This window comes from Bradyrhizobium sp. (assembly GCF_019244115.1).
GTDB lineage: Bacteria > Pseudomonadota > Alphaproteobacteria > Rhizobiales > Xanthobacteraceae > Bradyrhizobium.
In genome coordinates, this window is record NZ_JAFATE010000679.1 from 1 (window position 1) to 9,278 (window position 9,278).

Annotated in this window: 10 protein-coding genes and 1 pseudogene; 7 read left to right on the forward strand and 4 right to left on the reverse strand. The window is 63.0% G+C overall.

Annotated features, from left to right (window positions below):
- Positions 1 to 213: 213 nt before the first annotated feature.
- Entirely contained in the window at positions 214 to 663 is a 450-nt protein-coding gene (locus JOZ76_RS29425; RefSeq protein WP_291704705.1) for a cupin domain-containing protein, read from the reverse strand.
- A gap of 112 nt (positions 664 to 775) precedes the next feature.
- On the opposite strand from JOZ76_RS29425, the pseudogene JOZ76_RS29430 reads away from it, so the two are divergent.
- A pseudogene (locus tag JOZ76_RS29430) lies at positions 776 to 886 on the forward strand (AraC family transcriptional regulator); the annotation flags it as partial.
- A gap of 21 nt (positions 887 to 907) precedes the next feature.
- Here JOZ76_RS29430 and JOZ76_RS29435 read toward each other — a convergent pair.
- Entirely contained in the window at positions 908 to 2,131 is a 1,224-nt protein-coding gene (locus JOZ76_RS29435) for a polyhydroxyalkanoate depolymerase (protein WP_291704707.1), read from the reverse strand.
- A 155-nt stretch (positions 2,132 to 2,286) separates the two neighbouring features.
- On the opposite strand from JOZ76_RS29435, the gene JOZ76_RS29440 reads away from it, so the two are divergent.
- Positions 2,287 to 2,940, forward strand: a complete 654-nt coding sequence (locus tag JOZ76_RS29440) for a glutathione S-transferase family protein (RefSeq protein WP_291704709.1) — start codon at positions 2,287 to 2,289, stop codon at positions 2,938 to 2,940.
- Positions 2,941 to 3,520: 580 nt separating this feature from the next.
- Here JOZ76_RS29440 and JOZ76_RS29445 read toward each other — a convergent pair.
- Positions 3,521 to 3,742, reverse strand: a complete 222-nt coding sequence (locus JOZ76_RS29445) for a hypothetical protein (RefSeq protein ID WP_291704710.1) — start codon at positions 3,740 to 3,742, stop codon at positions 3,521 to 3,523.
- A 146-nt stretch (positions 3,743 to 3,888) separates the two neighbouring features.
- On the opposite strand from JOZ76_RS29445, the gene JOZ76_RS29450 reads away from it, so the two are divergent.
- The 5 genes from JOZ76_RS29450 (at position 3,889) to JOZ76_RS29470 (ending at position 8,632) form a co-directional block, all read left to right on the forward strand.
- Positions 3,889 to 4,212, forward strand: coding sequence for a hypothetical protein (locus tag JOZ76_RS29450; protein ID WP_291711406.1), 324 nt, complete (start codon positions 3,889 to 3,891; stop codon positions 4,210 to 4,212).
- Positions 4,213 to 4,365: 153 nt separating this feature from the next.
- Positions 4,366 to 5,199: an AraC family transcriptional regulator gene (locus tag JOZ76_RS29455; RefSeq protein WP_291704714.1), complete on the forward strand. Its 834-nt coding sequence runs from the start codon at positions 4,366 to 4,368 to the stop codon at positions 5,197 to 5,199.
- A 148-nt stretch (positions 5,200 to 5,347) separates the two neighbouring features.
- On the forward strand, positions 5,348 to 6,274 hold the full coding sequence (locus JOZ76_RS29460) for an SMP-30/gluconolactonase/LRE family protein (protein WP_291704715.1): 927 nt from the start codon (positions 5,348 to 5,350) through the stop codon (positions 6,272 to 6,274).
- 123 nt (positions 6,275 to 6,397) lie between these two features.
- Positions 6,398 to 6,991, forward strand: a complete 594-nt coding sequence (locus tag JOZ76_RS29465) for a GNAT family N-acetyltransferase (protein ID WP_291704717.1) — start codon at positions 6,398 to 6,400, stop codon at positions 6,989 to 6,991.
- A gap of 18 nt (positions 6,992 to 7,009) precedes the next feature.
- Entirely contained in the window at positions 7,010 to 8,632 is a 1,623-nt protein-coding gene (locus JOZ76_RS29470) for a GMC family oxidoreductase (protein ID WP_291704718.1), read from the forward strand.
- Positions 8,633 to 8,744: 112 nt separating this feature from the next.
- Here JOZ76_RS29470 and JOZ76_RS29475 read toward each other — a convergent pair.
- The coding region (locus tag JOZ76_RS29475; protein ID WP_291704720.1) for an AAA family ATPase at positions 8,745 to 9,278 on the reverse strand (534 nt) is incomplete at its 5' end.

Sequence of the window (9,278 nt, forward strand, 5' to 3'; positions counted from 1 at the left end):
AGCCAGGCAGGTCTCCAGCATCTCCTGCTCGGCGCGCGACCGAGGTGGCAAGGCCTACGAATTGCAGTTCGAATCGGATGGCTCGCCGATCACGCTGCGGATCGTCCGCCAGACCACGCCGTCGATCCGCCAGGATCCCTATCGCTAACTGCGGCGTTCGCCTGCCACGCGCCTGCTCGTGAAATGAAAGAGCTTGCGTGTCGGCGCGCGCCGCTACGCGTTGGCCTCGGGCGGCAGGAAATCCACCTCGTGCTCGGCCGAGATCTTGACGACCTCGGCGGGGTCGGTGAGGTTGTGCAGGCGGTTGAAGAACGCCTCGAGCTTCTGCATCGGCGAGACCCAGAACAGCGCGCGGACCGGCTTGTCAGACTTGTTGAAATAGCCATGCGGGATACCGCGCGGCATCCGCACGAGGTCGCCCGCCCTGGCCTCGACCCAGACGCCGTCGAGCTTGAGGCTGAGCACGCCCTCCTGCACCAGGATGAATTCGTCCTGGGTGGGATGGATGTGCACGGGCACGAACTGCCCGGGCTCGCTGTTGGTCTCGAAGGCGAAGGTGGAATCGGTGATCGCCTTCGGAAAATACAGCTGGCCGAGGATATTCCAGCTCTTGCCGCTATAGCCGGTACCGGCCTCTGTGATGCCCTTCTCGAGTTGTGTCATGGCCTTCTCCCTCCTTGCTTCGAGCAGCATCGGGCGACAGGGGCGCCTTGTCTATCCGGAAATCGAAACCATCGACCAAGCCGGGCAAATATCTGCACCAGCGGATGCGCGCGTCATCGACATCGCGTTCGATCTCGGCTTCACCCATCTCGGCCGCATGGCGGGCGCGTACCGGCAGAAATTCGGCGAAGCGCCGTCGGCGACCTTGCAGCGGCTGCATTGACCGGCCGCTATTGTCATCACGTCACGAATTGACGTGCACGAAATCCCGCAGCATTGGATAGATCTCGTTGTTCCATTTCTTGCCGCTGAACACCCCGTAATGGCCGACGCCGGCCTGCATGTGATGCACGCGGCGATAGGCGCGCACGCCCGAGCAGAGGTCCTGTGCGGCCAGGGTCTGGCCGTTCGAGCAGATGTCGTCCTTCTCGCCTTCCACCGTCATCAGGCCCATCCGCTTGATCGCGGCCGGGTTCACCGGCCGGCCGCGGAAGGTCAGTTTGCCCTGTGGCAAAAGGTGATCCTGGAATACGTCCCGGATGGTCTCGATGTAAAACTCCGCGGTCAGGTCCATGACCGCGAAATATTCGTCATAGAAGGTCTTGATGCTCGCGGCCTTCTCGGTGTCGCCTTTGACCAGGTGATTGTGCAAATCGAGGTGCTGCTTGATGTGGCGCTCGAGATTCATCGACACGAAGGCGGTGAGCTGCAGGACGCCTGGATAGACCTTGCGGAATGCGCCCTTGCATTGCACCGGCACATAGCTGATCAGGTTATCTTCGAACCATTTCAGCGATCTGCTTTTGGCGAACTCGTTGACCTTGGTGGGCGAAATCCGCGTGTCGATCGGGCCGGCCATCAGCGTCAGCGTTGCCGGCCGACAGGGGTGATTGTCCTCCGACATAATTGCGGTCGCAGCCAGCGCGGACACCGACGGCTGGCAGATCGCGACCATATGGGGCCGCGGGCCGAGCTGACCGAGAAAGGTGATCAGGTGCTCGGTGTAGTCATCGAGCCCGAACCGGCCGCGATCCCTCGGGATGTCGCGCGGATTGTGCCAGTCGGTGATGTAGACGTCATGGTCCTGCAGCAGCGTCTTCACCGTGCCGCGCAGCAGCGTGGCAAAGTGGCCGGACATTGGCGCCACCAGCAGGACTCTCGGCTGCTCACGCGCGTCGTCCTTCTTGAAGTGCAGGAGCGAGCCGAACGGCGTCGCATAGGCGACTTCCTCGGTGACCTGAAGTTCGCGGTTTCCGACCTGGACGCGATCGATGCCATACGCAGGTCGGCTGTAGGTCAGGGCGGAGCGGGAGATCAGCTCGAGCGCCGCCGCGAGCCGGGCCAGAAAGCGGTCGGGAATGCCCTTGGGCACAAGATTGAGATACCGGAGCGACGAGACCGCCGCGGCGCGCCAGGGCTCGGTCAGGTCGACGTGGTTCTGATAGGCTTGGTAAAACATGGACATCATGACGGGCCTGCCTCAAAGGCGGCCCATGCAATATCGACGCCAAGAGACGGCCATCGTGCCTGTCAAACTGGCACGTTGCTTGCTGCTTGAACGGAGGAAATCGGCGCATACTGGGCGCGCTGCCTTGGCGGGCGTCCCCGGCTCGAGGAGGCCGAATGGCGAAAGCGACACTGACCATCAGCAGCAGGAATTATTCGTCATGGTCGCTCCGCGGCTGGCTCCTGACCAAATTCTCCGCGCTCGAGTTCGAGGAGATCGTCACCGCGGCGGGCGATCCCTCCGCGAGGGCCGAAATCCTTTTGCTGTCGCCGACCATCCTGGTGCCGTGCCTGCGGCACGAGGGTGCGACCATCTGGGACACGCTGGCGATCGGCGAATATCTCAACGAGACCATGCCGCAGGCCGGCCTGTTGCCGGCCGACCGTATCCAGCGCGCGCATTGCCGCTCGATCTGCGGAGAGATTCATTCGGGTTTTACGACGCTGCGGGCTTCGTTGCCGGTCAACCTGAAGGCGCATTTTCCCGGCTTCAAGATCTGGTCGCGGGCGCAGGCCGATATCGATCGGGTCTGCACCATCTGGCGCGAATGCCTGGCCATCTCAGGCGGACCGTTCCTGTTCGGGGCGCGCTGCATGGCGGATGCGATGTATGCGCCCGTCGTGACGCGCTTTGCGACGTATGACGTGAAGCTCGAGCCGCGGCTCGAGGCCTATGCCGACCTGATTATGGCCATGCGGGAAATGCAGGAATGGATCGCGGCGGCCAAGGCCGAACCGGAAGAGATCGAAGAACTCGAGGTAGAGTACTAGGCAGCTGGGCTTGCCGAGGCTGCTCACGTATCGGGCGCATCCTGCGCAAGGACACGCCAATTGCGCCCGCGCGGTTAACCCTTCGCCTGTGACCGGCGGTATCGGGCCGGTCCCGCAATGCTGCATGTCGGGCGATGTCTGTGCAACCGCGCGACATCTAGCCGTGAACAGACCAGCGACGGGCGCCCCATCAGCGATTCGGGCGCGATTCGTTCCGGCGCCGTTCCGAACGTTAAGATGCGTTGCCTGAGCCGTTGCGTTTTGGGACATCGGCAGGTCGGCGCGCGGGAGAAATGCGACGTGAGCGTTCCCGGGGCAAAACTGACATCCATGTCATTTTCGGCTGTGTCACCGGAACGAACGCTGAAGCCGGTTTGGCGGGATCGGCGCTGGCGGTTTCGCTCGATGCCGATGCGGGTGAGGTACGGAGAGCCGCCTTGAAGCCGGCGCGGCTCTCCTGGTTCGATCACGTCTTCAAAAAGCGGTCTCAAGCGAAGTGAAGCCAGTTCGATTGAAGAAACACGTCCGAACAGGAAAGCAGAAACCTGTTCGGTTCTGCTTCAATCACAACCGGCCGGCCTCAGCGGCCGACCGACTCCATGCGCGGCAGGCGCCAGCCGACGACGGTTGCTTCGATGGAGGCGCCAGACTCCTTGTTGCGCCATTGGCCGTCAACGTAGAGGCAGGCGAAAGGAAGTTTGTAAGTACCGCTATGATCTTCGCACAAAACCTCGACGGGCTGGCCCGGCGGGGGCGATCCATGACCATCGAACTGTGCCAACCGTTTTTCTCGTGTTGCCATTCCACAATCTCCTGACAGTGGCGATGACCTGGACCTCACCGTGCGATTGAGGTTTCAGTGTGGTATCTTTCGGTTCCCGCGCAATTTCATATGACGGGCAAAGCCATGGAGAACTCATGATCGTTAGACTTTCATGCGCTGCGCTGATGATGTTTTCGTTCTGCTTTCTCGTCTCCGCGGCTCGCGCGCAGGACATTCCCGGCATTGAAATCTGCACCGTCGAGAAGACCATGGAGCGGCGCACCTCCTGCCTGCAGAGTAATATCGATTTTCAGCAGAAGACGATCGCGAAGATCACGGCCAACTACCAGCAGAGGATCGATGCCGCGAACGCGCAGATCGAGGCATTGAAGGCAACCCTCGCAGCCCTGCAGAAGACGGTCGAGGACCTCAAATCGGCGCAGGCGAAACAGGCCGAGGATCTGAAGAAGAAGGCCGATTCGCCGATGGCGAAAGATGCGGGGAAGTGATTTCACGATGCGTAGCATCCAGCCTGGAATCTCGAGAGGATACCGATGGTCTTTCCAGGAAGTTTCGCGGCCGCGAAAAGCGCAAGGACTGTCAAATGGCTCCGGCGCGGATCGGGTAGGATACACGCGCTTCGGAGAAGAGAGCCAAGCTCCATGAATCCCGCGCAGAAGGCACTCTGGTTCATCGAAAGCCACCTGGCCGAGCCGTTGAACCTCGATGACATCGCCGCTATCGGTGGCGTCTCCCGGTTCCACATGGTGCGGGCGTTCGGGGCTGCGACGGGTTTTTCCGTGATGCGCTATGTGCGCGCCCGACGTCTCACCGAGGCGGCGCGCGCGCTCGCCAAGGGGGCACCGGACATTCTGGCGCTGGCGCTGGATGCGGATTACGGCTCTCACGAAGCGTTCACCCGTGCCTTCCGCGACCATTTCGGAGTGACGCCCGAAGCGGTGCGGGCGGCAACGCGCCTCGATCATCTCAAGCTTCAGGAGCCGATCCTCATGGATTCCACCGCACTCGACCAGCTTCCGAAACCGCGCTTTGAGACCGGAAAGGCCTTTCTCGTCGCTGGTGTCGGCGAGCGCATCCATTGCGAGAACGGGGCCGTCATTCCCGGCCTCTGGCATCGCTTCCATCAAAGCATCGACGGCGTTCCCGCGCGGATTGGCAATGTCGCCTACGGCGTCTGCTGCAACGGCGATGATGCCGGCAATTTCGACTATATCGCCGGCGTCGAAGTCGCCGACTTCTCCGACCTGCCGCGGGAATTTTATCATGCCCGCATTCCCGCGCAGAAATATGCGGTCTTTACCCATGCCGATCATGTCTCGACCATCCGGCGCACCATCAGCACCATCTGGAATCACTGGCTGCCAGGCTCGGGTCATGAGGTCGCCGATGCGCCCAACTTCGAGCGCTATGACGAAAAGTTCGATCCGATGACCGGCAATGGCGGTCTCGAGATCTGGGTGCCGATAAGATCCTAGCGCCGCGCGGCGCAACGCTGGTCTGCGCCGCGGTCCGGCGTGTGCTTGCTTGGCAACAAGATGCGACTTTGTCATAACCTCGCGCGACAGGATGTTGCGCGCGGCGCCGAAGGCATGAATCCGCCTGCAGCATCAAACGGGAGGATTCATGGAAAATATTCGCGTGCTTGCCACCGACCTCGAATTTCCGGAAGGGCCGGTGGCGATGCCCGATGGTTCGGTCGTGCTGGTCGAGATCCGCGGCCAGCGCCTCACGCGGGTCTGGCCGGACGGCCGCAAGGAGGTCGTCGCAAAAATCCCCGGCGGCCCCAACGGCGCGGCCCTCGGCCCCGATGGCAAGATGTACGTCTGCAACAATGGCGGCTTTTCCTGGATCCCGACGCGCAACATGATCATGCCCGGGCCGCAGCCGGAAAATTATCTCGGCGGCTCGATCCAGCGCGTCGATCTGCAGAGCGGCAAGGTCGAGACCGTGGTCGACAAATGCGGCGAGCACGCGCTCCGAGGCCCGAACGATCTCGTGTTCGACAGGCAGGGGGGCCTGTGGTTCTCCGACCTCGGCAAGCGGCGCGCCCGCGAGATGGATGTCGGCGCGTTCTACTATATCAAGCCGGGCATGACCGAGATCGTCGAGGGCGTGTTCGGCCTGCTGCCGGCGAACGGCATCGGGCTGTCGCCGGACGAGGCCACCGTCTACATTGCGGAGACGCCGACCGGACGGCTGTGGGCCTATGATCTTGCTGCGCCCGGCACGGTGAAACCGCGCGACGTGATCTATCGCGGCGAACGTGGCAAGCCGATCGCGGGGCTCGGCGGCTACCAGATGCTCGACTCGCTCGCGGTCGAGGCGGGCGGCAATGTCTGCGTCGCGACGCTGGTGTCCGGCTGCATCTCGGTGATCGCGCCCGACGGAGCGCTGGTCGAGCAGGTGCCGACCGGCGACCGCGTCACCACCAATATCGCGTTCGGTGGACCCGAACTGAAGACGGCCTACATCACCCTGTCCGGCAAGGGCGAACTGATCGCGATGGACTGGCCCCGTGCCGGCCTGCCGCTGAACTTTTTGAACAAGTGACTCTAACGCGGTCATTCCGGGGCGTCTCGAAGAGGCGAACCCGGAATCTCGAGATTCCGGGTTCGATGCTTCGCATCGCCCCGGAATGACTATGTTGAAATGGCGCGCAGGAAGGAATAATCGATGCCGTGGCTTGAACCCGTCACCCTCCGCGCCGCCCATGCCCGGCTCGAACCGCTGTCGCACGACCATCACGACGGGCTCGTCGAGGCCGTGAAAGACGGCGAACTGTGGAAGCTCTGGTACACGCTCATTCCAAAGCCCGAGGACATGGGGAAGGAGATCGATCGCCGGCTGGGCCTGCAGGCGAAGGGATCGATGCTGCCGTTCACGGTGTTCGACGCCGAAGGCCGCATCTCGGGTGTGACCACCTACATGAACGTCGATGCGACCAACCGGCGGGTCGAGATCGGCTCGACCTGGTATCCCAAGCGCGTGCAGCGCAGCGCGCTCAACACGCAATGCAAGCTCCTGCTGCTGACCCATGCCTTCGAGGCGCTCGATTGCATTGCAGTCGAGTTCCGCACCCATTTCTTCAATCACCAGAGCCGTCGCGGAATCGAGCGGCTCGGGGCCAAGCAGGACGGTATTCTGCGCAGCCACCAGATTGCGCCGAACGGCACACTGCGCGACACTGTGGTTTACAGCATCATCGCCAGCGAATGGCCGACGGTGAAGGCTCACCTGAATTATCAGCTCAATGACAAGCCGCGTTAGCGGTCGGGTGGAAACACCATGGATACGTTCGATTACGTCATCATCGGCGCGGGCTCGGCCGGCTGCGTGCTGACCAATCGCCTGAGCGAGGACGCGGGCACCACGGTCTGCGTGCTGGAAGCGGGGCCGCGTGACTGGCACCCCTATATCCATCTGCCGGCCGGCTTCATCAAAACCTTCCACATGAAGAGCATCAACTGGGCCTACCAGCAGGAGCCGGGCCCCTGGACGGGCGGACGCAGCATCTATGCACCGCGCGGCAAGACGCTCGGCGGCTCGTCCTCGATCAATGGCCACATTTACAATCGCGGCCAACGGCAGGATTTCGACACCTGGGCGCAGATGGGCAATCGGGGCTGGAGCTATTCCGACGTGCTGCCCTATTTCCGGCGGATGGAGTGCCGGATCGGCGAGTGCGACGAGACTTATCGCGGGCGCGACGGCTCTCTTACCGTCACCACGATGGACTGGAAGGATCGGCTGTGCGAGGCCTTCATGGAGGGGGCGGTCAGCCTCGGCATTCCGCGCAACTCGGACTACAACGGCGCGATCCAGGAGGGCGTCTCTTATTGCCAGCGCACGATCAGGAACGGCCTGCGGGTCAGCGCCGCGACCGCGTTCCTGAACCCCGCGCGGCGCCGCGGCAATGTCGACGTGCGCACGCATGCCCATGTGACCAGCATCATCTTCGAGGGTAAGCGCGCGGTGGGTGTGCGCTACGTCAAGGGCGGCCGTGGTGGCACGCCGGTCGAGCTGCGTGCGCGCAAGGAGGTCATTCTCTCCGGCGGTGCCTACAACTCGCCGCAGCTCCTGCAACTCTCCGGCGTCGGCTCCCCCGAGCTGCTGCAGTCGCTGGGCATCGAAATTCGTCACGCGCTGCCCGGCGTCGGCGAGGGGCTGCAGGACCATTACGCGCCGCGCACGGTGGCGCGCGTCAAGAACATCAGGACCATCAACGAGCTTCGGCAGGGCTGGAATCTCTGGGTCGAGGCCCTGAAATGGGCGACGACCCGGCGCGGCCTGCTCTCGCTGTCGCCAACCATGGTCTACTGCTTCTGGCACTCCGGCGAGACCACGGAGAGCTCCGACCTGCAGCTCACCTTCACGCCCGCAAGCTACAAGGAGGGCGTGCAGGGTCAGCTCGAGGATGAGCCGGGCATGACCGTGGCGTCCTGGCAGCAGCGTCCGGAGAGCCGCGGCTATGTCCGCGCGCGCTCGTCCGATCCGTTTCAGCCGCCGATCATCCAGACCAATTATCTCACCGACGAACTCGACCGCCGCGTCATCGTCGCCGGCATGAAGCTGGCGCGGCGGCTTTTGCAGTCCGCGCCGCTCGCACCCTATTATGCTTACGAGGACTTTCCGGGGCCGAAGGTGCAGAGCAACGACGAGTTCCTGGCGGCGGCGACCGAGCGCGGCACCACGACCTTCCATCCCGGCTGCACCTGCCGTATGGGGCCTGCTGACAGCACCTGGGCGGTGGTCGACGATCAGCTCCGCGTACACGGACTCCAAAGCCTTCGGGTGATCGATGCCTCGGTCATGCCGCGCATGATCTCGGCGAACCTCAATGCCTCGACCTTGATGATCGCCGACAAGGCCTCCGACCTGATCCGCGGCAGGAGCGCTGCAGCAGGCTAGGTCTTCCAACATGGAGCGGTCGTGACCTCGCGCCAATACCGAAGCGGGCCCGCCAAATCTCGAACCCGCTCTCGACGGTGGGCACGGTTGCCCACCCTACATTCGTGCACGCTCACACCTCCCGTCGGCTCAAAAAGGCCAGCCGCTCGAACAGGTGCACGTCCTGCTCGTTCTTCAAGAGCGCGCCGTGCAGCGGCGGGATCAGTTTGCGCGGGTCGCGCTCCCGGAGCATCTCGGGGGTGATGTCCTCGTTGAGCAGGAGCTTCAGCCAGTCGAGCAGCTCCGAGGTCGACGGCTTCTTCTTCAGTCCCGGCACCTCGCGCACCTCGAAGAAGATCCGCAGGGCTTCCTCAACCAGGCGCTTCTTGATGTCGGGGAAATGCACGTCGACGATCCGGCCCATGGTCTCGGTGTCGGGGAATTTGATGTAGTGGAAGAAGCAGCGGCGCAAAAAGGCGTCCGGCAGCTCCTTCTCGTTGTTGGAGGTGATCATCACGATCGGGCGCAGCTTCGCCTTCACCGTCTCGCCGGTCTCGTAGACAAAGAACTCCATGCGATCGAGCTCGAGCAGGAGGTCGTTGGGAAACTCGATGTCGGCCTTGTCGATCTCGTCGATCAGCAGCACCGGGCGCTGTTCCGAGGTGAA

Excerpts from the sequence above, each read along its gene's own strand:
- JOZ76_RS29425 (WP_291704705.1), bottom strand. The coding sequence starts at position 663 with ATGACACAACTCGAGAAGGGCATCACAGAGGCCGGTACCGGCTATAGC.
- JOZ76_RS29435 (WP_291704707.1), bottom strand. The coding sequence starts at position 2,131 with ATGATGTCCATGTTTTACCAAGCCTATCAGAACCACGTCGACCTGACC.
- JOZ76_RS29440 (WP_291704709.1), top strand. The coding sequence starts at position 2,287 with ATGGCGAAAGCGACACTGACCATCAGCAGCAGGAATTATTCGTCATGG.
- JOZ76_RS29445 (WP_291704710.1), bottom strand. The coding sequence starts at position 3,742 with ATGGCAACACGAGAAAAACGGTTGGCACAGTTCGATGGTCATGGATCG.
- JOZ76_RS29450 (WP_291711406.1), top strand. The coding sequence starts at position 3,889 with ATGATGTTTTCGTTCTGCTTTCTCGTCTCCGCGGCTCGCGCGCAGGAC.
- JOZ76_RS29455 (WP_291704714.1), top strand. The coding sequence starts at position 4,366 with ATGAATCCCGCGCAGAAGGCACTCTGGTTCATCGAAAGCCACCTGGCC.
- JOZ76_RS29460 (WP_291704715.1), top strand. The coding sequence starts at position 5,348 with ATGGAAAATATTCGCGTGCTTGCCACCGACCTCGAATTTCCGGAAGGG.
- JOZ76_RS29465 (WP_291704717.1), top strand. The coding sequence starts at position 6,398 with ATGCCGTGGCTTGAACCCGTCACCCTCCGCGCCGCCCATGCCCGGCTC.
- JOZ76_RS29470 (WP_291704718.1), top strand. The coding sequence starts at position 7,010 with ATGGATACGTTCGATTACGTCATCATCGGCGCGGGCTCGGCCGGCTGC.